We start from the raw sequence: 20,665 nt of genomic DNA on the forward strand, positions 1-20,665 counted from the left end.
CGCGCGGGCTTGCCTCGCGCGTGCGGTGACGTCAGCGCGTCCGGCCCAGTTGCTCGTCGATCGCGCGGGTCAACGGCGACTGCACGTCTCCGGTGTGCCGCGTCGGCACGGGCTCGATCAGCACGATCCAGCATTCATCGTCGGCGACCGGGTTGTGCCGCGTGCCGCGCGGCACGACGTGCATCCAGTAGACGGGTGTAAGCGCTCGGCATCGCCCGGGACGCCGCTCAACGCGCCAGCGCGGCCACGAAGTCGCGATACGTCCGCAGCGGGCGGCCGAGGATCGCGGTCAGCCGCTCGACGTCGCCGGCCTCCGGCACCATCCCGTCGCTGACGTAGCGCTCGGCCATGAGCCGCATTTCGTACGCCATCCATTTCGGCATGAACGTCGCCAGATTGTCTTCGAACGGCGTGGGATCGTCGCCGCCATACGCAACGGGGCGGCCAAGCGTGTCCGACCAGATCGACGCCAGTTGCGTGCCGGTCAGCGTGTCGGGGCCCACCAGGTTGATGGTGTCGACCGGCAGCTTGCCCGGCGCATCGTTGCGGCGGATCAACTCGATCGCCGCGACTTCCGCGATGTCGCGCACGTCGACCATCGCGACGCCCTTGCCGCCGATCGGCATCGGGTACACGCCGTGCCCGACGATCACGTCCTTCACCATCGATTCGTTGTCCATGAAATACGCGGGCCGCAGGATCGTCGCGCCGAAGCCCATCTGCTCGATCATCCGCTCGGCGCCGAATTTCACCGCGAAGTGTGGCACGTTCACGAAGCGGTCGGCATGCAGGACCGACAGATAGACGACGCGCTCGATGCCCGCTTCGCGGGCCAGGTTCAGCGCGATCAGCGCCTGCGTGAATTCGTCGCCCGCCACGCCGTTGAGCAGGAACAGCGTGCGCACGCCGGAGAAGGCCGCCCGCAGCGCGTCGACGTCGAGCATGTCGCCCTGCACGACGGTCACGGCCGCCGGAAAATCGGCCTTGGCCGGATCGCGCACCAGCACGCGCACGTCGGCGCCGCGATCGACGAGTTGACGGACGACCTGGCGGCCCACACGGCCGGTGGCGCCGGTAACGAGAATGGTCATGATGTTCACTCCTGAGATAACGATGGGATTGACTGCCCACGTAAGTTATGTGATCCACCTATGATCCGGAAGATGTGATAAATAGACATGTCGTCTCACTGGTGGAACACATGGACCTGCTCGCTCTCGCCGATTTCAATCTCGTCGCCCGCCATGGCAGCTTCGGGGAGGCTGCGCGGGTCGCGGATCGCCCGAAGGCGACGCTGTCGCGCCGCGTCGCGGAACTGGAGAACAGCCTGTCGCTGCGTCTGTTCGAGCGCGGCTCGCGCGGCGTGAAGCTCACGCAGGAAGGGCGCGCGCTCTACGAGCGGACGGGCGCGCTGCTCGCGGAGCTGGCCGACAGCGCGTCGGCGATCGCAGCGGGGAGCGAGCGGCCGCGCGGCCGGCTGCGCATCAGCGCGCCGATGCTGTTTTCCCAGTTCGCGATGGGCAAGCTGGTGGCGACGTTCGCGCTGAAATACCCGGACGTCCGGCTGGAGGTGACGACCGAAGACCGGCCCGTCGACATGATCGAGGAAGGGTACGACCTCGTGATTCGCGTGAACCCGGACCCCGACGAGAGCCTGATCGGGCGCGTGTTCTTGCGCGACCGGCTGGTGGTCGTCGCGCGGCCCGAATTGCCGCGGCCGGGCGACGACGCGCCCGCACCGGCACCGGCCGTGGTGCGCGGCGCGAACGACACGCACACTGCCTGGGAGGTCGCCGGGCCGGCCGGGACGGCGCGCATCCCGATCGACCCCGTGGCACGGCTGTCGTCGCTGAGCATGGTGCGCGATACGGTCCGCCTCGGCCTGGGCGCCGCGTGCCTGCCGGCGTCACTGGTGAGCCGCGACCTGGCCGCCGGCACGCTCGTCAGTTGGGGCGACGTGCCGGGTTCCGATATCGCGCTGTGGGCGCTGTATCCGTCCAGGCGGTTACTGAGCACGCGCGTGTCCGCGTTTCTCGATCACCTGAAGGACGCGTTTCCGTCAGGTGAGCCGGAAGAACTGGCCGCGTATATCGAACCCGGGCAGTGAAACGGCCACGGTCGAGGCCGCGCACGCGCGTCGCCGCGACGTCCTGAGCGGAATGCCGTCGCGATCGGCAGCGCGGGTGCCGCCGCCCGTCCCGATTCGGACCGCCGCGTTCATGCCGGCTCGGGCTGCGCGCAACACACGCGGTTCCGGCCTTCGCGCTTCGCGCGGTAGAGCGCCATGTCCGCCTGGTGCGACAGCGCGTGCATGGAAGCGTGCCGCGCGCGCCGGCCGGTCGCACAGCCGATGCTGACGGTGAAAGGCGGAACGGTTTCCGCAAACCCGTCGAGCCGGTTGCGTTCCACCTCGCGGCGAATCGCTTCGGCGACCCGCGCGGCGCCGCTTTCATCCGTATCGGGCAACACCGCGACGAATTCCTCGCCGCCGTAGCGCGCGGCGAGGTCACCGCGCCGCCGCGTATGCGCGCGGATGCATTCGGCGAGAAAGCGCAGCGCGGTGTCGCCCTGCGCATGCCCGTGCCGGTCGTTGTACTGCTTGAAGTGATCGGCGTCGATGAACAGCACCGACAGGGTGCCGCCGCTGCCGCGCTGCAACCGCTCCCATTCGTCGGCCAGCGCGGTATCGAGCGCGCGACGATTGCGCAATCCGGTCAACGGATCGGTACGCGTGAGATCGGTCAGCAGCGTCTGCTTGCGGAAATTGTCGCGCAACGCGAAGGCCAGCAGCCAGACCACCGCACCGAACAATGCGCAGATCACGGATGCCGACACGCCGACCGTCCACGACAGGCGCCGGATGCCGGCCAGCACGTCGTGTTCGGCCGGCGCGACGACCGCGATCAGCGGGGTGCCCGGTATCCGCTGGTAGGTATACAACCGCACGATGCCGTCGATGCTCGAACGCGCGGGATAGAAGCCGGATTCGCTGTTTACCATCCGCTTGAAGGAGGTCGAGCGACGCAGGAGGTTCATCTGGCCTTCGTTCAACGACGGGTTTCTCGCGAGGATCGTGCCGTCCGCGCGCACGATCGCGCTGACGCCGTTCGGCCCGACATCGAGGCGGGACAGCAATTGCTCGAAGTAGGCGAGATCGACGGCGACGACCGCGATCCCGTCGAACGCATGATCCGGCCGCTCGATGCGTCGCGACAGCGCGATGGATTCCTTGCCGCCGCGCGAGCGTGCGCGATAGGGCTGGGAGACGTAGAGCCCGATGTTGTCCGCATCGCGATGGACCTTGAAGTAGTCGCGATCGGCGAAGTCCCAGCGGTGGGTCGTGCTGCAGCACCCGTCGATCAGCCGGCCGCGACTGTCGGTCACGCCCATGCCGGTCACGTATTGCGCGGCGGTGCGCTCGAACAGCAGGTCGTGCCGCAATCCGGCGTCCATGCGCTGCACGGCCGGCTTGCCGAGGTCGGCCGCCAGCGCAATCAGCGCGTTGTTCGACGTTTCGACCGTCCTCGCGATCTGGCTCGCGAGCACGGCCGCGACGTTGCGCGACGTCTCGTGCGCATGCTCGACGACTTCGCTGCGCGCGACCCACAGCGTCACCGCGCTGATCGCGAGCGCCGCAAGCGACATCAGCGTGCCCAACGCGCCGACGACGAACGGGTGGCGTCCGGCCCAGTCGGCGATTTTCTCGATCGAAGTGAATGCGGGCATGCTCGCGCTCGTGTTGAGATGCCGGCTGCACTAGCGCCGGCGCGGGTCCAATTCCCGTTAACGGCACGGTTAACAAAAAATCGAGGCCGGCATGGCTGCCCGTCGACAGCCCGTCGACGACCACGGCCCGACGCGACGACGCAAACGTGTGCGGCCACGCGGCCATGCGGCGAGACGGCCCGGGCGCGGCCCCGGACCCGTGCAAATCACGTCGATTGATAACCACACTGCATCAATCCTTCCAAAAATCGCACTTATCGTTTGATCGATACCGCGCCAACATGCCGGAAAACGACAATCGACCAGCCCCTCCCGCGTATTCCAGGATTTTCAGGAGACACCCAGATGCACCCCTCGTCCAGCCTTCCGGCCGAACGCTCGAAGGCCGCCGCGATCTTTCGCGTCACGGCCGGCAACTTTCTCGAGCAGTTCGACTTCTTCCTGTTCGGCTTCTACGCCACGCAGATCGCCAACGTCTTCTTCCCCGCGCAAAGCGAGTTCGCATCGTTGATGATGACCTTCGCCGTGTTCGGCGCCGGCTTCCTGATGCGCCCGCTGGGCGCGATCGTGCTGGGTGCGTACATCGACGAGGTCGGCCGCCGCAAGGGGCTGATCGTCACGCTGTCGATCATGGCGAGCGGCACCATCCTGATCGCGTTCGTGCCGGGCTACGCGACGATCGGGCTGCTCGCGCCCGTGCTCGTGCTGATCGGCCGGCTGCTGCAGGGCTTTTCCGCGGGCGCGGAACTGGGCGGCGTGTCGGTCTATCTGGCCGAGCTCGCGACGCCGGGCCGCAAGGGCTTCTTCACGAGCTGGCAATCGGCCAGCCAGCAGGTGGCGATCGTCATCGCGGCGGGCCTCGGCTTCGCGCTCAATCAGTGGCTGAGCGCATCGCAGATCGGCGCCTGGGGATGGCGCGTGCCGTTCTTCGTCGGCTGCATGATCGTGCCGTTCATCTTCATGCTGCGCCGCAACCTGGAGGAAACCCAGGAGTTCAAGGCCCGCAAGCATCGTCCGGGCATGAAGGAAGTGTTCGGTACGCTGGTCCAGAACTGGGGCGTCGTGATCGCCGGCATGATGCTGGTCGCGATGACCACCACGAGCTTCTATCTGATCACCGTCTACGCGCCGACCTTCGGCAAGACCGTGCTGCATCTGAGCACCGCCGACAGCCTGCTCGTGACGCTGTGCGTCGGCGTGTCGAACTTCGTATGGCTGCCGATCGGCGGGGCGCTGTCCGACCGGATCGGCCGGCGGCCGCTGCTGGTCGGCATGACGATGCTCACCGTCGTGACCGCGTATCCGGCGCTGTCGTTCCTCGCTCACGCGCCATCGTTCGTCAACATGCTGCTCGTGCTGCTCTGGCTGTCGTTCATGTACGGGATCTACAACGGCGCGATGATCGTCGCGCTCACCGAAGTGATGCCGGTGCAGGTGCGCGTCGCGGGCTTCTCGCTCGCGTACAGCCTCGCGACGGCCGTGTTCGGCGGCTTCACGCCGGCCATCTCGACCGCGCTCATTCACGCGACGGGCGACAAGGCCGCACCGGGCTACTGGATGAGCTTCGCCGCCGTGTGCGCGCTGCTCGCGACGTTCGCGCTGTATCGTCACCGCACGGCGACGTTGACGCCCGCGCATTGATGTCCGGCCGATCCGGAACGTTCATTCACACCCACGCATCCGCACGACCACGACCACGACCATGAGAAACCTGTTCCTGAAATACTGCGCGACCGCGCTCGTCGCCACCGCGGCGGTCGCGGCCAACGTCCAGGCCGCCGAACTGCACGTGATGAGCTCGGGCGGCTTCACCGCCGCCTACAAGGTGCTCGGCCCGCGGTTCGCGTCCAAGACGGGCAATACGCTCGCGACCGCGCTCGGCCCGTCGATGGGCAAGTCGCCCGAAGCGATTCCGAACCGGCTCGCGCGCGGCGAGCCGGCCGACGCCGTGATCATGGTCGGCTACGCGCTCGACGATCTGATCAAGCAGGGCAAGGTCATCCCCGACTCGCGCGTCGATCTGGCCGACTCGCGCATCGGCATGGTCGTGCGCGACGGCGCGGCCAAGCCCGACATCAGCACCGCCGACGGCCTCAAGCAGGTGCTGCTGCACGCGAAATCGATCGCCTATTCGGACAGCGCGAGCGGCGTGTATATCGAACGCGAACTGTTCAAGAAGCTCGGGATCGAGGAACAGGTGAAGTCGAAGGCGAAGATGATCCCGCGGATTCCGGTGGCGTCGGTCGTCGCGAACGGCGACTACGAAATCGGCTTCCAGCAGGTCAGCGAGCTGCTGCCCGTCAAGGGCGCGACCTTCGTCGGCAAGATCCCCGAATCGCTGCAGTCCGTCACGCGCTTCGCCGCCGGCATCCCGGTCGGCGCGCAGCACCCCAAGGAAGCGAAGGCGCTGCTCGACTATCTTGCGTCGCCCGACGTGCAGGCCGACGTGAAGTCGACCGGCCTGGATTCCGTTTCCGCGCATTGAACCCGATCGACGGGAAGGCGCCGATCAGACCGTCTTCCCGTCACTCCCGCCGCCGTCTGCCGCGGCACTGTCTTCATCGGCCGCGTCCGGCAACGCCGGCCCGGCCGCCGCGAGCCGCTGCACCAGACGCGCGCGGTCGCACGCACCTTCCCACACCGACACGAAAATCACCGCGCACGCGTTGCTGATCACGCTGGTCAGCGCGCGCGCCTCCGACATGAAGCGGTCGATGCCGACCAGCAGCGCGACCCCGGCGACCGGCAGGTCGGGCATCACGGCGAGCGTCGCGACCAGCGCGACAAGCCCGCTGCCGGACACGCCGGCCGCCCCTTTCGACGTGACCAGCATGATCGCGAGCATCGTCGCGACCTGCGGCGCGGAAAGCGGGACGTCGCAAGCTTGCGCGATGAACAACGCCGCGAGCGTCAGATAGATCGCGGTGCCGTCCAGATTGAACGAATAGCCGGCCGGCAGCACGAGCCCCACGACGCCCTTGTCGCAGCCGAGCGCTTCCAGCTTGACGATCAGGCGCGGCAGGACCGGCTCGGTGGACGAGGTCGCGAGGACGATCAGCAACTCCTCGCGCAGGTAGCGCAGGAGCCGCCACAGCGCGAATCCGTGCAGTCGCGCGAGCGGGGCGAGCACCAGCGCGACGAACAGCGCGCAGGCCACGTAGAAGCACACCATCAGCTTCGCGAGCGAGCCGACCGAGCCGATCCCGAAGCGGCCCACCGTGAACGCCATCGCACCGAATGCGCCGAGCGGCGCGAGCCGCATGATCATCGCGAGCACGCGAAACACAACCTGCGCGATGCCGTCGATCAGCGCCAGCACGGGCCGGGCGGCGCGCGGATGCGCATTCAGCGAGAAGCCGAACAACAGCGACAGCAGCAGCACCGGCAACACTTCGCCGGTCGCGAATGCGCCGAGCATCGTGTCCGGAATCACGCCGAGCGCGAACGCCACCAGGCTGCGCGGCTCCGCATGCTTCGCATACGGCGCGAGGATGCTCGCATCCAGATGACGGACGTCGATGTGCATGCCGGCGCCCGGTTGCAGCACGTAGGCGGTGGCGAGCCCGAACGCGAGCGCGGCGGCCGTCAACAGATAGAAAAGCGCCAGTGCGCGCACGATCGTGCGGCCGATGGCCCGCCCATTCGACAGCGACGTGATGCCGGACACGATCGTGCAAAAGACGATCGGCGCGATGGTCATCTTCACGAGCGCGACGAACGCGTCGCTGAGCGGCTTGAGCATCGCGCCCGCCGCCGGCCACACGTGACCGATGCCGATGCCGAGCATCATCGCGAGCAGGACCTGCACGTACAGCGATTTGAACAGCCGGGTCCACCTCACGATGCAGCCTTCCTTCGTTTCCGTTCCGTCGTCGTCATGCCGATGTGCCGCCGCCGGCGTCGCCGCGCTTCGCGTCGACGATCATCCGGTGGAACGCCTCGGCGGCCGGCGTCAGCGAGCGCCCGCGCCGCTTGACGATACCCACGCGCCGCTTCACGGCCGGCTCGACGAGCGGCACGCTCGTGAGGACAGGATGGTCATGCCCCGGCATCGCCATCGACGGCACCGCGGCGACGCCGAGCCCCGCCTCGATCAGCCCGAGCAGGGTCGTGACGTGGCGCGCCTCGCAGACGCTCGGCTTGCGCGGCGCGACCGCCGCCAATGCCTGGTCGAGCAGCAGGCGATTACCGGACGTCTTGTCCACCGACACGTAATCGTGCTCGTAAAGCTCGTTCCAGGTCACGCGCTTCTTGCGCGCGAGCGGGTGGTCGCGGCGACAGGCGGCGACGAACCGCTCCTGGAGCAGCACCTTGAACTCGACCTCCGCCTCCTGGCTGCCGATGAAGCTCACGCCGAAATCCGCCTCGCCGCTGATGACGGCGCCCAGCACTTCGTTGGCGCTGGCGTCGAGCAGCTTCACCCGGATGCGCGGAAAGCGCTGATGATAGCGGGCGATGATCGGCGGCAGGAAATAGTAGGCGACCGACGGCACGCACGCGATCGTCACATGGCCCAGGCGGCTCGACGACACGTCGCGGATGCCGAGCAGCGCGGCGTCGAGATCGTCGAGCAGTTGTTCGGCGCTCTGCGCGAACACGCGGCCGACGGTGGTGAGCGCGACACGGCGCGTGGTGCGCTCGAAGAGCCGCACGCCGAGCGCGTCTTCGAGCTTGTCGATCCGGCGGCTCAACGCAGGCTGGGACAGGCTGACCGCTTCGGCGGCCTTGCGGAAACTGCCGGTTTCCACGACCGCGCGAAACGCCTGCAAGTCCGTCAAATCGAAATTGATGCCCACCGGTCGAACTCCGCCACTCAGATGCGCAGCATTTTGCATGATTCCGTGGGCGTCAGGCGTGTGGCGTCGTCGATGCGGCCGCGTTGGCGCGGCGCGGTGTGCGGCACGGCCGGCCGGAATCGCGCGGGCCGAGCCGCGAATCGGGCCGCCCGACGCCGCTTCCTGATGTACCGTATCGCTTTTGGGCGGGTAATGCGCCAGCGCTGGCGCAGCGCCGGGCCGCTCTCTTCAACGGATTCCAGCATGCGCATTCCGCCGCTCAAGGCCATCATCGCGTTCGAAAGCGTCGCCCGGACCAAAAGCGTGAACCGCGCGGCGGAAGAGCTCGGCCTGACCGCATCCGCCGTCAGTCATCAGCTCAGCAATCTTGAATCGCAGATCGGGCAGCCGCTGTTTCAGCGTTCGGGGCGCGGCCTCGTCCTCACGCCGACCGGCGAACGCTACCTGGCCGATGTCACCGGCTCGCTGGCCGATCTGAGCCGCGCGACCGAGCGCGCGTCGAGCCGAACCGAGGTCGATATCCTGCGCGTGCATTCGAGCCCGAGCTTCGGGCTGATGTGGCTGCTGCCGCGCCTGTCGTCGTTTCAGGAGGCGAACGGCGATATCCAGCTGAACCTCGCGTGCTCGTACGAAAACGTGTCGTTCTCGAACGGCTTCTACGATATCGACGTCCGGCACGGCTACGGCAACTGGGACAACCTCGAGGTCCGGACCGTGCGCGGCGAGTTCATCGCGCCGCTCGCGTCGCCGCGCTATCTCGAACGGCATCCGGTGAACGCGCCGGAAGACCTGCTCGCGCACCGGCTGATCTATTCCGAAACGCCGCTGGTCCAGTGGAAGCAGTGGTTCGGCCGGACCGGCGTGCCGTTGGCGGCGCAGAAGACCTTCGATTTTTCGTTCGACCGTTCGTACATGTCGCTCGAGACCGCCGCGCTCGGCCTCGGTATCGCGCTCGAAAGCCTGATGCTCGCGTCGGTGAGGATCCGCGAAGGGCTGCTGGTGCCGGTGTTCGGCGACGCCCATGCGGTCGAAGTCGGCGCGCATCATCTCGTTTACCCGCGGCAGAACGCGGAACTGCCGCGCGTGAAGCGCTTTCTGGCGTGGATCGAGCGGGAGGTCGCGGCGCACGGCGGGGCGGGCTGAGCGGCGCATCCGTGATTTTGCGTTGCAGCATCGGCGGGCCGCGCGCCGTCATCTGAATTTTTCTCAACTATGGCTGAGCGTTTCCGCGTTGATGCGGGTGTCCGGTGAGCCGACACTCCGGACAACACATCAACACAGGAGACAAGCGATGTTGCTCGACAACCGGACCATCATCGTCACCGGCGCCGCGTCGCCGCGCGGGATCGGCAAGGCCACGGCCCGCGCGCTGGCCGCGCAGGGCGCACGCGTGGCGATCCTCGACCTTCGCCGCGAGGATGCGGAAACGGCCGCCGCCGAACTCGGCGCCGGCCATCTCGGCCTCGCGTGCGACGTGACCGACCGCGACGCGTGCGCGGCGGCCGCTCGCGCGACGCTGGAGCACTTCGGCCGCATCGACGGTCTCGTCAACAACGCCGGCATCACGCAGCCCGTGCGCACGCTCGATATCTCGGCGCGTGATTTCGATGCGATCGTCGACGTGAACCTGCGCGGCACGCTGTACATGTCGCAAGCCGTGCTGCCCGCGATGCAGACGCAGCGCGGCGGCAGCATCGTCTGCATGTCGTCGGTGTCCGCGCAACGCGGCGGCGGCATCTTCGGCGGCCCGCACTACAGCGCCGCCAAGGCCGGCGTGCTCGGCCTCGCGAAGGCGATGGCGCGCGAATTCGGCGCCGACCGCATCCGCGTCAATTCGATCACGCCCGGCCTGATCCAGACCGACATCACCGGCGACAAGCTGACGCCCGACATGCGCGAGGACATCGTCAAGGGCATTCCGCTCGGCCGGCTCGGCGATGCCGCCGACGTCGCCCATGCGTGCCTGTTCCTGCTGAGCGACCTGTCGAGCTACCTGACGGGCATCACGCTCGACGTCAACGGCGGGATGCTGATTCACTGAGAACGGCGCCGCCCGATGCGCGGCGCCGACCATCATGCACCCGGGACAACCCGGGGCCATGGCAGGAGACAAGGATGAGAGCAAAGTACCCCGCATCGCCGGTCCAGGGCGAGCCTCTGCAACGGAACGACGCGCAGACGTTCGAAGCGGCGACCTACGCGAAGGTCGCGCGCCGGCTGATCCCGTTTCTGATGTTGTGCTACCTCGGCGCGTATCTCGACCGCGTCAACGTCGGCTTCGCGAAACTGCAGATGCTCAACGACCTGCGCTTCAGCGAGACGGTCTACGGGATGGGCGCAGGCATCTTCTTCCTCGGCTATTTCCTGTTCGAGGTGCCGAGCAATCTGATCCTGCATCGCGTCGGCGCGCGCCGCTGGCTCGCGCGCATCATGCTGACCTGGGCCGTGATTTCGGCGAGCTTCGTGTTCGTCAAATCGCCCGCTGCGTTCTACGCGCTGCGGTTCCTGCTCGGCGTCGCCGAAGCCGGCTTCGCGCCGGGCGTGATCCTGTACCTCACGTACTGGTTCCCGTCGGCGCGGCGCGCGAAGGCGCTGTCGCTGTTCTTCATGGCGATTCCGCTCGCCGGGATCATCGGCGGGCCGCTGTCGGGCGCGATCATGCACTCGCTGCACGGCGCGATGTCGATGGCCGGCTGGAAGTGGCTGTTCCTGCTCGAGGCGCTGCCTTCGTTCGTGCTGGGCTTCGCGATCCTGCTGTATCTCGACGACGGCATCGCCGGCGCGAAGTGGCTGACCGACGCGGAAAAAGTCTTGCTCGCGCGCAACGTGTCGGCCGACGCCGCGCACACCACCGCCCATGTGTCGATTCGAACGTTCGTCGCGGATCGCCGCTTGTGGGTGATGGCCGCGATTTACTTCTGCGTGGTGCTCGGGCAGTACGGCCTCACGTTCTGGCTGCCGACGATCATTCGCAAGGCCGGCGTCGCCGATCCGCTGTGGGTCGGCCTGTTCACCGCGATTCCGTATGCCTGTGCAATCGTCGCGCTGCCGCTGATCGGCATCAGCGCGGATCGTCGCCGCGAGCGCCGCTTCCATCTCGCGGTGCCGATGCTGGTCGCGGCGGCGGGCTTCGCCACGTTGCCGATGCTCGGCAGCGTCGGCGCGTCGATCGTGTGCCTGAGCATCGCGTCGGCCGGCATCCTCGCGTCGTCGTCGCAGTTCTGGTCGCTGCCGACCGCGTTGCTGGGCGGGATGTCGGCGGCGGCGGGCATCGCCGCGGTCAACTGCTTCGCAAATCTAGCGGGTTTCTTCTCGCCGGCGATCGTCGGCTGGCTGAACGACCTGACCGGCAAGTCCACCGCGGGGCTCGTGTTCATCTCGGTCGCGATCGCGGCCGGTGCGCTGCTGGTGTTCGTCGTGCCCCGGTCCGTGAACCGCTGACAACCGCCGATTCATTTGCATTCCTTCCGACCTGATACTGGAGTAATCGATGGCTACCGAAACCATCCATGACGCGGTCCCGCTCGCCGAGCGCGCGTACCGCATCCGACGAAACGCCGTGCTGATGGGCGAAGTGCAGGGGCAGGGCTATGTCGGCCAGGCGCTCGACATCGCCGACGTGCTGGCCGTCGCGTATTTCGGCGCGATGCGCTATCGCGCCGACGATCCCGACTGGGAAAGGCGCGACCGCTTCCTGCTGTCGAACGGGCACTATGCGATCGCGCTGTACGCGGCGCTGTTCGAAGCCGGCATCCTGCCGGCCGCGGAACTCGACACCTACGGCAGCGACGACAGCCGCTTGCCGATGTCCGGCATGGCGAGCTACACGCCCGGCATGGAAATGTCCGGCGGCTCGCTCGGGCAGGGCCTGACGATCGCGGTCGGCCGGTGTCTGGGGCTGAAGCGCAAGGGCTCGGATGCGTTCGTCTACACGCTGTTTTCCGACGGCGAACTCGACGAAGGTGCGATCTGGGAAGGGCTGATGTCGGCCGCGCACTGGAAGCTCGACAACCTGATCGCGATCGTCGACGTGAACAACCAGCAGGCCGACGGCCCGTCGACGCAGGTCATGGCGTTCGAGCCGCTGGTCGACAAGCTCGAGGCCTTTGGCTGGTACGTGCAACGCGTGGACGGCAACGACATCGACGCGGTGAAACGCGCGTTCGACCACGCGCGCCAGCATGACGCACCGCAGCCACGCATCATCGTCTGCGACACGAAGATGGGGTGCGGCGTGCCGTTCCTCGAAGCACGCGAGAAAAGCCATTTCATCCGGGTCGATGCGCACGAATGGCAACTCGCGCTCGACGCACTCGAAGCAGGGAGACACGCATGAGCACCGTCGACAACAAGCCGCGCCTGAAGACGTCGGCGATGATCGCCTCCATCGCGGCCGAAGGGCAGGCGACCCGCTCCGCGCCGTTCGGCCATGCGCTGACCGAACTCGCCCGCACGAACGGCAACGTGATCGGCATGACGGCCGATCTCGGCAAATACACCGACCTGCACCTCTTCGCGAAGGCCTTCCCCGAGCGGTACTACCAGATGGGCATGGCCGAGCAGTTGCTGATGGGGGCCGCCGCCGGGTTCGCGCACGAAGGCGCGCAGCCGTTCGTCACGACCTATGCGGTGTTTGCGACTCGCCGCGCGTACGACTTCATTCATCAGGCGATCGCCGAAGACGATCTAGACGTGAAGCTGATCTGCGCGTTGCCTGGGCTCACGACCGGCTACGGGCCGAGCCACCAGGCCGCCGAGGATCTGGCGCTGATGCGTGCGATGCCGAACATGACCGTGATCGATCCGTGCGACGCGCTGGACATCGAACAGATGGTGCCGGCCATCGCCGCGCACAAGGGGCCGGTGTATGCGCGCCTGCTGCGCGGCAACGTGCCGGCCGTGCTCGACGAATACGATTACCGCTTCGAACTCGGCAAGGCCAAGCTGCTGCGCGACGGCAACGACGTGCTGCTGATCTCGTCCGGGATCATGACGATGCGTGCGCTCGAGGTGGCGAAGGCGCTCGAAGCCGATCGCGTCGATGTCGCCGTGCTGCACGTGCCGACGATCAAGCCGCTCGACACGGCGACCATCGTCCGCGAGGCTGCGCGAAAAGGGCGCATGGTCATCGTCGCGGAGAACCATACGACGATCGGCGGGCTCGGCGAAGCGGTCGCGACCGCGTTGCTTGCGGCGGGCGTGGCGGTGCCGTTCCGGCAGATCGCGCTGCCGGATGCGTATCTCGCCGCGGGCGCGCTGCCGACGTTGCATGAGCGCTACGGAATCTCGGCTGGCGCGATGCGCGTGAATATCCGGTCGTGGCTCGGGTGATCGGTCGATCGTTCGACACTCGCGGGGCGACGCGCAACGCTCAGGCTGTCTGCGCGGACGCGGGACGCTCGCTCGCATTCTGCGCATGAAGCGGCGCAAGCCTCGGGTTTGCGCCGCCTCATGCAACGCTTGCGGCGTATTCGCTTACCCCGCCGTCACCGGGATCCGCCGCGGCTTCGCTTCTTCGCGCCGCGGGATGCTCAGTTTCAGCACGCCGTCGCGCAGTTGCGCGTCGATGCGCGACACGTCGAAATCCGGGCTGAGCGTGAATGCGCGCGAGAAGTGCGGATGCTGCACTTCGCCGTGCTGCAGACGCAATCCCGGCGGCGTCGGGACGACGGCCTCCGCTTCGATGGCGAGGCTGCCGTCGTGCACGCGGACGTCGAGCTTGTCGCGCGGCACGCCCGGCAGGTCCGCGTACAGCGTGATGCCGTGCGCATCCTCGACGATGTCGACGGCGGGCGCGATCCGCGTGCGCGGCGTGTCGCGCTGAGCCGCTTCACGGTTCGTCACGGCCGTTCGCGTATCGGTCGAACGGGTCGTCAGTTCAGTGGTGTTCGTGTCACTCATGATGAGGTCCCCTGGATTTCGGTGCAGTTTACCGGTGTAGGCCGATCTAGCTGCGACAAGGCTCTCCGGTCCGCCCTTTAAATAAGGTACTTATTAATCAAAGAGTTGCTGATTGGCTTTGACGCCGTCTGCGCAGCGTCGCGAAATGGAGTTCCGCCTTGCTGGCGAAGCGCCAGTCGCCGTCATCGCCGCGCAATCGTACCCACCCGCCGTATATCTGAACGACGACGTCTTCGCCCCACGCCGCGCGCAAACGGTGCAACCATGTCCGTTGCCGGCTATCGAGCCAGAACGAGTTCGCCTGCTGCGGCAACTGTCCTCCCCGGTGTCGTGACGAGATCCGAGCTCGAAGCCGTCACGTCCGAACCCAGTCTGTCTACCCGATCACCGCAACTCCGTTAGGCAAACTTTCGAGTTATTCGGCTTCCTGAATCCGAAAGCGGGCACGATTCTTCCCTGCAATCCATCGCGGCGCCTTACCGCGGCCACCCCAGGTCGCACCCGTTTTCGGATCACGATACTTAGGTGCCAGCGGCGCGCGCGCTACTGCCGCTACGGCACGTCGGCGACCAAACAGCTGCTCTGCCGTGATGCCGTACTCAGCGATCTGCTCGCGCATCGTTGCAATGACGTTGTCCAGCTCAGCGAGACGTGCTTCTTCTGCTTGCTGTGCCAATGCATCAGCCTGCGCTTTCAATTCAAGATAAGTTGCCATGGAGATAGAGGATAATCAGTTAAACAGCGAATGAGTAGCCTAGTCGGAAAACTCGGTCTCGTCGACACGGTTCCGGCATAACCACAAATACGGTCGGTTTCCGTTTTTCGCGGCACAAGGTTCGAAGACGGGTATGCGACGTCCATGTGCAAATGTTGCATTTCATACGTCTCTAGATTTTGATTTCAATGTAGAGCTACGCTCGCACGAGGCGCACATATACCCGGTCAGTCGGTTGAGAGCGACTTGAAAATGGAACAAGCGATGAGCGCAACTACCACCTCACTCGAAGCCGTCGTGGACAACATTTCCTCGAAGCTGCGCGACGAGATCAAGCTGCTCGTCGACGCAAAATACGAAGTCGACGAGCTCGCATGCCGCAGTGCGGCCGGTCGGCGTCTCATTGAACCGTTCCACGACGGTGCCTACGGCCCACGGATCGGAGCATCTTTTTTCAGAACCGTCTTTCCGTTCAGCAATCTCGAACCGTGCGGCGATTCGTTTAGCGCGCTTGCGCCTGTTTCGCAGACGATCGGCGCGAGCTGGCGATGGACTACCTCCTCTGTTCCTGAGAACGAGCGACCGGCTCTGCTGGCCAGGTTGCAAGACCCGGCTCGCGCGACGGCAGAAGGCTACGATCGAGCCGAGTTCATCTGGATCAAACCGCTCGGTCTATTTCTGGCGCACGAGGGCAAGAATCGCGTGGGATTCTTCCGCGATATGGGTGCGCAATGGATCCCGGCGCACGTTGCGCCGTACGATTACCCGGCCGCCGATCGCCTCGCGGTCTACGCGGCGAAGCACGCGCAGCAGGCCATGTATTGGGCCGTGCTAGACGGCCAACTGCTAGAACCGATCAACCATCCTGCCTGGGTGCTGCCGATCCTGCGGGCCTACGGTGTGGCGGAACATCATCGGTGGCCGCACGAGTTCCCTGCGGTCGAAGTAGTCACTGCAGCGCTTACCGAACGCCTGGTCAATCCGGTCTCCAGTCGGCCGGCACCGCTCGACTTGGAGTTGATCCGCGAGAAAGAGGAATACGAATCGGAAGAGATTCCGTGCTCGATCCTCGACATCGACGCGCTCTCAGCACCATGGTTCTTTCTGAAGGTAATGTTCGGCGTCAGCATCATCGCGATCATGTTGATTTGCATCATGCCAGCAGACTGGTCGAATCTTCGCATCGCGGCCGGAGTCGTCGCCGGCTTGGGCTTTGGCGGCTTGCTAACACCTGGCGTCAAGCTGCTTCGTGCGCCGCGACGGCTCGTCGATCCCTACGCGTCGCTACGCAAATTCTCGCCGCTCGAGCGTAAGGCAGCGGGGATCCGGTGACGTACAACCAAGCCGGCATGGCCGGCCACTTTTCTAACACAGTGTCGAGCTATGCCGATCAAATTGACGCATGAAACAGCGCCGTACATTGCGCGCGACATCGTAGAATCCGGCTCGTTTATCGGCGGCCCGATCCTCGGTGACGCAGGCATGAACGCTTACATTGATGGTGGCCTCTACAACCGCGACCAGGCCGAGCGAACCGGCGCTACCCTGGAATTCGAATGGACTGGACCGGTTTCCGCTGCGCCGGCGAGAGGTGTGCATGAGCCGGATGTGCTGTATGACGAGCGGCCACACCGCGCGTTCATCTTCGTTTGCACACGCAAGCATCTTCGAGTCACTGGCGTGCGGTTCCATTCGGGCCTCTCGTGGCGTGACGCGGTTTACGTGCCATCGAGGCCGACCGCGGCCGCCAGCCTGTCGCCAGCGGCCTGGCTCGCGTGGGCCCGAACCTGGCAGCCAGGGTGGTTGGACAACCAGGCGGCCGAACTCGAAAGCGCAATGTTGGCTCGACTGGCGACCAAGCCTTCCGTGTCGATCGTGCCGCCGGCGGATTGCCCCTACCGTTTCATCCTGCGCGATCGCGGCTTGATCTGACAGTTGTTTTCATTATTGCCGTTCGATTTTCAGATGCATCGATTAATCTGATGCCTGTCCGTTTGAAAAGTCGATATCCAAGGCCCTATGCCAGACGTCAAGAAAGTGCCGTATTATGAAATTAAGTCGTCGTCCATTCCATTTTCACTGCCGAAGTGGAAGGAATACGCCGGGGCCGATGGATGCGTTCCTTTGAATACAACGCAAGGCATCTGCATGGATCGGCTTGCTCCTGGCCAACCCAAGCCGTTCAAGCTTCCGGAGCCCATGCCGACGAAGCCCGAGACGACGAAAGCGTTGGAGCCGGCAAAGGCGCCACCCGCCAAGCAGGTTCCACCTCCCAAGCCGACAGAGCCAGCCGACGCGGAGGATTGCGAGAATCCCCCACCCTTCGATTTACTGGACGTTCCCACTGCGATGGAGCGGATGAAATGGCCTGTTGCAGCCAAGCTTGCCAGGCGATGGTTCAGCGGCCCGAAACACGTTTGGGATAACAGTTTCAAAACGGACCAACCCTTTGATAACACGATCGTGACGCTTGAATGGGCGCTAAAGTTCGGGAAGGTCCGCGAGCGTTATGACGAGCTTATCTCGAAAAGCATCTACAACGAGAATGCCAGAGTGCTGTTGAGAGATCTGCTGCGGGATGTGGTGAAGGAAAAATTCGGCTCGTCGGTGGATTTTGATTTCCAGACGGTTGGCGACAAGGGCAATCTCGTCGAGTTTTGCAGGAAGTGGCAATTCCAGTGGGTGAAAGTGTCCAGCTTTGACACGACGGGCGGCCTTCCTTATGCGCCGACCGATTTGACCGCTGCCCTGGCCAACTTCAACATCTATGCTGCGATCGGGCGCGTCGAGTTTTCCGGAGACAGATATTACAAATACAACAACCAGGAGAAGACGAAATCGTACTGCGCTGACCTGACTGCATCCATAACCCATATCTACGCCTACATAAAAGACAGCTACTCCTTCAATGACGGGAAGCCGGGATCGAGTAGTCAGTATTTGGGACACTGGAATAAAAGCGGCATGGTGATCACGAATGGTGGGAGAATTCGGGAGCTTCTGTACCGGAGCGGCGTGAACTCGAACCTCGGAAATTCGCCCGACGTCGAGTCCAAGATCAAATGGAAGTATCTGATTGATGACTTTCTAGATAAACCGATCGATATCCGTAAAGGCATCGTCAAAAAATTTAGAGCGTGCGACGTGCACTATCCTGTTTTCAACCGAACGTACAACGATTGGAGAAACAAGCATAATCGCGGAGAGGATTTCGTGATATATTCAAATCTGCAATATCTCAAGCTGACCAATCCCATTAAGATCAATCTCGGCGAAATATGCAGATCACCGGAAAACATGTAATCGCGATCGCGCTTGTCTTGGTACTAGCGATTCCGTCTCTTGCGTTACGGAAGTCATACGAAGGTTGCGAGAGCTATACGCAGGATCTTAACGGGGGAACGAAAGAGTTCGGTGGCAAGAAGTACAAGATCGAGCTATGTGGGGCGCCCCGCTCTTTTGCCGATGGTGACGAAATTCGACTCCGGGTGATGGGTCCGGCAGGAGACGTGCTGGCGGAGCGTTATTTTGCGGTGCGCACGCTCAACGATGCAGCACCCACGGAACTGCGGTACAGCGACGACAACATTTTCTACTACGACCAATCGAAGTCGTCTCCGTTGCGCTTCATTGCCATGCCGCCGTCCCGAACGGACTGGTGGACGGCACGCATACCGTTGCTGCAACGACTGCTCGCGTTCTTTTCATAAGATCGGGAGACGCACTCAGACGTCGCGTGTTAGCCGGGCATGGTACTTCGCCGCCTCGCGGCGCATCCGCGCCTCTTCCGGCGACACGTAGATCGACGTGGTGCCGAGCGACATCCGGTCGTGGCTCGGATGATCGGTCGGCCGTTCGACAGCCGCGTGTCGACGCGCAACGCCCGGGCCGCCTGCGCCGACGCGGGACGCTCGCATTCTGCGCATGAAGCGGCGCAAGCCTCGCGGCTTGCGCCGCTTCATGTAGCGCTTGCGGCGAACCTCCTCACCCCGCCGTCACCTGGATTCGCCGCGGCTTCGCTTCTTCGCGACGCGGGATGCTCAGTTTCAGCACGCCGTCGCGCAGTTGCGCGTCGATGCGCGACACGTCGAAATCCGGGCTGAGCGTGAATGCGCGCGAGAAGTGCGGATGCTGCACTTCGCCGTGCTGCAGACGCAATCCCGCCGGCGTCGGGACGACGGCTTCCGCTTCGATGGCCAGGCTGCCGTCGTGCACGCGGACGTCGAGCTTGTCGCGCGGCACACCCGGCAGGTCCGCGTACAACGTGATGCCGTGCGCATCCTCGACGATGTCGACGGCTGGCGCAATCCGCGTGCGCGGCGTGTCGCGCTGAGCCGCTTCACGGTTCGTCACGGCCGTTCGCGTATCGGCCGGATGAGTCGTCAGTTCAGTGGTGTTCGTGTCACTCATGATGTCCTCCGTCATGCGTTCGTGACGTCGTGCTGTTTACTGGACGGCAATCGCCCGCGGCTTCGAGGCTTCCGACTTGCCGACGCTGATCGTCAGGCAGCCGTTCGTATAGCGCGCCTCGATCTTGTCGGGGTCCGCATGCTGCGGCAGTTCGACCACGCGGCGGAACGCGCCCATGAACCGCTCGTTCGCGTAGATGCGTCGCTCGTCGTCGGTCGCGCCATCGTCCGGGGGCGTACGCTCGCCGCTGATCGTCAGCAGCCCGCGATCGACGGAGATGTCGATCTCGGCGGGGTCGAGACCCGGCGCGAACGCGACGATCTCGATCGTGTCGTCGGTGCTGCCGATATTGACCGGTGGAAACGCACCGGGCCGCGGGGCGCGCAGACTGGCCGGAAAACCCGTGAACACGCTGGCCATCTGCCGTTGCAGGCGGTCGAGTTCCGCCAGCAGATCGGTGGGAAAGAAGACATCGCTCATGACTGGCTCCTGTTGTCCCCGTGCGAAGGGACGAACCGGACCACGCGCTCCAGTTCGTCCATCCGCGACAGGGTCGCTGACTAACAAATCGAAACACGCAGCGCGTCAACCGCGACTGCCTTGAGCGATACCTAAAATAGGATACGGCGCGCGAATTTCAAGGGGGAGGGCGACGGCATTCCGTCGCTACGTGCGTGTGCCCTGCAGGAGACTCATCGTCGGGGCGCCGGCATGATCGGCGTCGCGATGACGGGGTCCGATATGTCCGACGTTGCGCGGATCGGGCACGGCGATAGAGGGCGGAATTTGCAACGGCACGCTGGAAATGACGCGGCGGCGTACCTGCGCCGTCGCGTCCATCTGTTCAGCGCGACGGCCCGGACGGCGGCTTCACTTCGGACAGGTCGTCCTCGCGAACCTCGGCCTGACGCACCGTGGTGCCGTCCTCGCCGGTTTCCGAAATATCGGTTTCGAAGGTCTGCTGCCCATCGTCGCGTTTCTCCGCGGGCTTCTCGCTACCTGTCTGCTTGTCTGCCTGTGGCTGTTGACGTGTCATCTCGCTCTCCTGGTCGCAACCTGGGATGTTGCGCACGTTGCAGGTGAGCAAGGCGCGGGCCGCGCCAAGCTTTCAAATAGA

General features: G+C 65.0%; 23 protein-coding genes and 1 pseudogene. 12 read left to right on the top strand and 12 right to left on the bottom strand.

From position 1 onward, the window contains the following. Window positions 1-31: 31 nt before the first annotated feature. Both J8I33_RS12480 and J8I33_RS12485 read right to left on the bottom strand, forming a co-directional pair. Window positions 32-184: pseudogene (locus J8I33_RS12480) on the bottom strand (cupin domain-containing protein); the annotation flags it as partial. A gap of 43 nt (window positions 185-227) precedes the next feature. Further along, a complete protein-coding gene (locus tag J8I33_RS12485; RefSeq protein ID WP_089490487.1) occupies window positions 228-1,091 on the bottom strand; it encodes an NmrA/HSCARG family protein in 864 nt (287 codons plus the stop codon). 110 nt (window positions 1,092-1,201) lie between these two features. On the opposite strand from J8I33_RS12485, the gene J8I33_RS12490 reads away from it, so the two are divergent. Further along, window positions 1,202-2,107, top strand: a complete 906-nt coding sequence (locus J8I33_RS12490) for a LysR family transcriptional regulator (RefSeq protein ID WP_209936117.1) — start codon at window positions 1,202-1,204, stop codon at window positions 2,105-2,107. Window positions 2,108-2,217: 110 nt separating this feature from the next. Here the strand turns inward: J8I33_RS12490 and J8I33_RS12495 are convergent, their stop codons facing one another. Further along, window positions 2,218-3,726 carry a GGDEF domain-containing protein gene (locus J8I33_RS12495; RefSeq protein ID WP_209924366.1) on the bottom strand — a complete coding sequence of 503 codons (1,509 nt, stop codon included), beginning with the start codon at window positions 3,724-3,726 and terminating at the stop codon, window positions 2,218-2,220. A gap of 345 nt (window positions 3,727-4,071) precedes the next feature. Between J8I33_RS12495 and J8I33_RS12500 the strand changes: the two genes are divergently transcribed. Together J8I33_RS12500 and J8I33_RS12505 are read left to right on the top strand one after the other, a co-directional pair. Next, window positions 4,072-5,367: an MFS transporter gene (locus J8I33_RS12500; RefSeq protein ID WP_089490404.1), complete on the top strand. Its 1,296-nt coding sequence runs from the start codon at window positions 4,072-4,074 to the stop codon at window positions 5,365-5,367. Between the two features lie 61 nt (window positions 5,368-5,428). Next, entirely contained in the window at window positions 5,429-6,211 is a 783-nt protein-coding gene (locus J8I33_RS12505) for a substrate-binding domain-containing protein (protein ID WP_209936124.1), read from the top strand. Window positions 6,212-6,235: 24 nt separating this feature from the next. Here J8I33_RS12505 and dctA read toward each other — a convergent pair whose 3' ends face one another. The 3 genes from dctA to J8I33_RS12520 are packed head-to-tail and all read right to left on the bottom strand — an operon-like array spanning window position 6,236 to window position 8,767. Then, window positions 6,236-7,567 (bottom strand): C4-dicarboxylate transporter DctA, encoded by a 1,332-nt coding sequence (gene dctA / locus J8I33_RS12510; protein ID WP_209936130.1) that lies wholly within the window; start codon window positions 7,565-7,567, stop codon window positions 6,236-6,238. Between the two features lie 34 nt (window positions 7,568-7,601). After that, window positions 7,602-8,522, bottom strand: a complete 921-nt coding sequence (locus J8I33_RS12515) for a LysR family transcriptional regulator (RefSeq protein WP_050016900.1) — start codon at window positions 8,520-8,522, stop codon at window positions 7,602-7,604. A gap of 17 nt (window positions 8,523-8,539) precedes the next feature. After that, on the bottom strand, window positions 8,540-8,767 hold the full coding sequence (locus tag J8I33_RS12520) for a hypothetical protein (RefSeq protein ID WP_209924369.1): 228 nt from the start codon (window positions 8,765-8,767) through the stop codon (window positions 8,540-8,542). Here J8I33_RS12520 and J8I33_RS12525 point away from each other — a divergent pair. From J8I33_RS12525 to J8I33_RS12545, 5 genes are all read left to right on the top strand, one after another. Further along, entirely contained in the window at window positions 8,766-9,665 is a 900-nt protein-coding gene (locus J8I33_RS12525) for a LysR substrate-binding domain-containing protein (RefSeq protein ID WP_089490401.1), read from the top strand. The two genes, J8I33_RS12520 and J8I33_RS12525, sit on opposite strands and share 2 nt — an antisense overlap. Before the next feature lie 148 nt (window positions 9,666-9,813). Beyond that, complete coding sequence (locus tag J8I33_RS12530) at window positions 9,814-10,563, top strand: glucose 1-dehydrogenase (protein ID WP_124557460.1); 750 nt, start codon at window positions 9,814-9,816, stop codon at window positions 10,561-10,563. A gap of 74 nt (window positions 10,564-10,637) precedes the next feature. Next, window positions 10,638-11,963: an MFS transporter gene (locus J8I33_RS12535; RefSeq protein ID WP_209924371.1), complete on the top strand. Its 1,326-nt coding sequence runs from the start codon at window positions 10,638-10,640 to the stop codon at window positions 11,961-11,963. A gap of 49 nt (window positions 11,964-12,012) precedes the next feature. Continuing rightward, window positions 12,013-12,858: a transketolase gene (locus J8I33_RS12540; RefSeq protein WP_209924372.1), complete on the top strand. Its 846-nt coding sequence runs from the start codon at window positions 12,013-12,015 to the stop codon at window positions 12,856-12,858. Then, the gene (locus tag J8I33_RS12545) at window positions 12,855-13,853 is read left to right on the top strand and encodes a transketolase family protein (RefSeq protein WP_089490399.1); all 999 of its coding nucleotides are present in this window, start codon (window positions 12,855-12,857) and stop codon (window positions 13,851-13,853) included. The genes J8I33_RS12540 and J8I33_RS12545 overlap by 4 nt, the downstream gene beginning before the upstream one ends. A gap of 144 nt (window positions 13,854-13,997) precedes the next feature. On the opposite strand, the gene J8I33_RS12550 is transcribed toward J8I33_RS12545, so the two are convergent. Both J8I33_RS12550 and J8I33_RS12555 read right to left on the bottom strand, forming a co-directional pair. After that, a complete protein-coding gene (locus J8I33_RS12550) occupies window positions 13,998-14,423 on the bottom strand; it encodes an Hsp20/alpha crystallin family protein (RefSeq protein WP_209924374.1) in 426 nt (141 codons plus the stop codon). Window positions 14,424-14,838: 415 nt separating this feature from the next. Then, window positions 14,839-15,138, bottom strand: coding sequence for an H-NS histone family protein (locus J8I33_RS12555; RefSeq protein ID WP_209924375.1), 300 nt, complete (start codon window positions 15,136-15,138; stop codon window positions 14,839-14,841). 264 nt (window positions 15,139-15,402) lie between these two features. On the opposite strand from J8I33_RS12555, the gene J8I33_RS12560 reads away from it, so the two are divergent. From J8I33_RS12560 to J8I33_RS12575, 4 genes are all read left to right on the top strand, one after another. Continuing rightward, window positions 15,403-16,470 (top strand): hypothetical protein, encoded by a 1,068-nt coding sequence (locus tag J8I33_RS12560; RefSeq protein WP_209936136.1) that lies wholly within the window; start codon window positions 15,403-15,405, stop codon window positions 16,468-16,470. Window positions 16,471-16,521: 51 nt separating this feature from the next. Beyond that, window positions 16,522-17,070: a hypothetical protein gene (locus tag J8I33_RS12565; RefSeq protein ID WP_209924377.1), complete on the top strand. Its 549-nt coding sequence runs from the start codon at window positions 16,522-16,524 to the stop codon at window positions 17,068-17,070. Window positions 17,071-17,157: 87 nt separating this feature from the next. Beyond that, entirely contained in the window at window positions 17,158-18,441 is a 1,284-nt protein-coding gene (locus J8I33_RS12570; protein ID WP_245171929.1) for a DUF6402 family protein, read from the top strand. Next, window positions 18,417-18,848, top strand: coding sequence for a hypothetical protein (locus J8I33_RS12575; RefSeq protein WP_209924378.1), 432 nt, complete (start codon window positions 18,417-18,419; stop codon window positions 18,846-18,848). The genes J8I33_RS12570 and J8I33_RS12575 overlap by 25 nt, the downstream gene beginning before the upstream one ends. 15 nt (window positions 18,849-18,863) lie before the next feature. Here the strand turns inward: J8I33_RS12575 and J8I33_RS12580 are convergent, their stop codons facing one another. The 4 genes from J8I33_RS12580 to J8I33_RS12595 form a co-directional block, all read right to left on the bottom strand. Further along, a complete protein-coding gene (locus tag J8I33_RS12580) occupies window positions 18,864-19,055 on the bottom strand; it encodes a hypothetical protein (RefSeq protein WP_124592782.1) in 192 nt (63 codons plus the stop codon). Window positions 19,056-19,122: 67 nt separating this feature from the next. Then, a complete protein-coding gene (locus J8I33_RS12585) occupies window positions 19,123-19,548 on the bottom strand; it encodes an Hsp20/alpha crystallin family protein (RefSeq protein WP_209924379.1) in 426 nt (141 codons plus the stop codon). Window positions 19,549-19,584: 36 nt separating this feature from the next. After that, window positions 19,585-20,028 carry an Hsp20/alpha crystallin family protein gene (locus J8I33_RS12590; RefSeq protein WP_209924380.1) on the bottom strand — a complete coding sequence of 148 codons (444 nt, stop codon included), beginning with the start codon at window positions 20,026-20,028 and terminating at the stop codon, window positions 19,585-19,587. A gap of 364 nt (window positions 20,029-20,392) precedes the next feature. Beyond that, complete coding sequence (locus J8I33_RS12595; protein ID WP_209924381.1) at window positions 20,393-20,584, bottom strand: hypothetical protein; 192 nt, start codon at window positions 20,582-20,584, stop codon at window positions 20,393-20,395. Window positions 20,585-20,665 lie beyond the last annotated feature (81 nt).

Origin of the sequence: Burkholderia sp. AcTa6-5, from assembly GCF_017815075.1 — a bacterium.
Classification (GTDB): domain Bacteria; phylum Pseudomonadota; class Gammaproteobacteria; order Burkholderiales; family Burkholderiaceae; genus Burkholderia; species Burkholderia sola.

Coding starts and splice junctions, on each gene's coding strand:
- J8I33_RS12570 (WP_245171929.1), top strand. CDS start 17,158: ATGCCAGACGTCAAGAAAGTGCCGTATTATGAAATTAAGTCGTCGTCC.
- J8I33_RS12555 (WP_209924375.1), bottom strand. CDS start 15,138: ATGGCAACTTATCTTGAATTGAAAGCGCAGGCTGATGCATTGGCACAG.
- J8I33_RS12545 (WP_089490399.1), top strand. CDS start 12,855: ATGAGCACCGTCGACAACAAGCCGCGCCTGAAGACGTCGGCGATGATC.
- J8I33_RS12595 (WP_209924381.1), bottom strand. CDS start 20,584: ATGACACGTCAACAGCCACAGGCAGACAAGCAGACAGGTAGCGAGAAG.
- J8I33_RS12540 (WP_209924372.1), top strand. CDS start 12,013: ATGGCTACCGAAACCATCCATGACGCGGTCCCGCTCGCCGAGCGCGCG.
- J8I33_RS12500 (WP_089490404.1), top strand. CDS start 4,072: ATGCACCCCTCGTCCAGCCTTCCGGCCGAACGCTCGAAGGCCGCCGCG.
- J8I33_RS12560 (WP_209936136.1), top strand. CDS start 15,403: ATGAGCGCAACTACCACCTCACTCGAAGCCGTCGTGGACAACATTTCC.
- J8I33_RS12575 (WP_209924378.1), top strand. CDS start 18,417: ATGCAGATCACCGGAAAACATGTAATCGCGATCGCGCTTGTCTTGGTA.
- J8I33_RS12590 (WP_209924380.1), bottom strand. CDS start 20,028: ATGAGCGATGTCTTCTTTCCCACCGATCTGCTGGCGGAACTCGACCGC.
- J8I33_RS12485 (WP_089490487.1), bottom strand. CDS start 1,091: ATGACCATTCTCGTTACCGGCGCCACCGGCCGTGTGGGCCGCCAGGTC.
- J8I33_RS12505 (WP_209936124.1), top strand. CDS start 5,429: ATGAGAAACCTGTTCCTGAAATACTGCGCGACCGCGCTCGTCGCCACC.
- J8I33_RS12585 (WP_209924379.1), bottom strand. CDS start 19,548: ATGAGTGACACGAACACCACTGAACTGACGACTCATCCGGCCGATACG.
- J8I33_RS12520 (WP_209924369.1), bottom strand. CDS start 8,767: ATGCTGGAATCCGTTGAAGAGAGCGGCCCGGCGCTGCGCCAGCGCTGG.
- J8I33_RS12525 (WP_089490401.1), top strand. CDS start 8,766: ATGCGCATTCCGCCGCTCAAGGCCATCATCGCGTTCGAAAGCGTCGCC.
- J8I33_RS12530 (WP_124557460.1), top strand. CDS start 9,814: ATGTTGCTCGACAACCGGACCATCATCGTCACCGGCGCCGCGTCGCCG.
- J8I33_RS12495 (WP_209924366.1), bottom strand. CDS start 3,726: ATGCCCGCATTCACTTCGATCGAGAAAATCGCCGACTGGGCCGGACGC.
- J8I33_RS12490 (WP_209936117.1), top strand. CDS start 1,202: ATGGACCTGCTCGCTCTCGCCGATTTCAATCTCGTCGCCCGCCATGGC.
- J8I33_RS12565 (WP_209924377.1), top strand. CDS start 16,522: ATGCCGATCAAATTGACGCATGAAACAGCGCCGTACATTGCGCGCGAC.
- J8I33_RS12550 (WP_209924374.1), bottom strand. CDS start 14,423: ATGAGTGACACGAACACCACTGAACTGACGACCCGTTCGACCGATACG.
- J8I33_RS12580 (WP_124592782.1), bottom strand. CDS start 19,055: ATGCGAGCGTCCCGCGTCGGCGCAGGCGGCCCGGGCGTTGCGCGTCGA.
- J8I33_RS12535 (WP_209924371.1), top strand. CDS start 10,638: ATGAGAGCAAAGTACCCCGCATCGCCGGTCCAGGGCGAGCCTCTGCAA.